We start from the raw sequence: 647 nt of genomic DNA, 5'->3' as shown, positions 1-647 counted from the left end.
CTGATCTGATTGAACTGCCTTAAGCTTAAGCGTTTTAGCCACCATTTACAAGTTAGTTTTAAAGATTTAGTGATAATTTGTCGGCACTGGTATCGTTTGTATGCACCGGCTGAGTTTACTCATCGGCGAAATATTGATCAAATTAAAACTACGGACAGTCTGATTTTGGCTTTACTTATCTGGCAAGCTAAGACAGGAATTGAATCACAAAGAAGATTCTGTGAATGTTTCAATTGTTTATCACACTCACGTTTTAATCGGCGTTCACGTCAGCTATTGCAATTGATTTATCAGATACGGCAAGAAATGAATAAAAAGGTTGACCTGAATGGACAGTTCTTGATCATTGACAGCTTTCCGGTACCTGTTTGCCAACCAATTCGCAACTATCGTGCTAAAATTTTTCGCGGTTATGCCAACATTGGTTATAAGGCCACCAAGAAAATTTACTTCTATGGTTTCAAAGTTCATGCCATTGTTAGCGATGACGGTTACATTCTTGATTATGTCGTAACAAAGGCATCAGTTCATGATGCCAGGGAGACAGTTGAACTGATAGAAAATACCCATCCATCTAATTACTATCTTCTTGGCGACGAAGGCTATTTAGGCAAAGAACTGCATCAACAGCTAAAACAAATGGGTTA

Annotated in this window: 1 protein-coding gene; it reads left to right on the top strand. The window is 38.3% G+C overall.

The genetic code is table 11. The features are described from left to right. Positions 1–9: 9 nt before the first annotated feature. Positions 10–647, top strand: a 638-nt coding sequence (locus AC1EJ1_RS10365; protein WP_480295842.1) for an IS982 family transposase, incomplete at its 3' end; no start/stop codon positions are given.

It is taken from the genome of Pauljensenia sp. C0170B4 (assembly GCF_056590235.1).
This window is presented reverse-complemented; position numbering and strand designations above follow the sequence as displayed.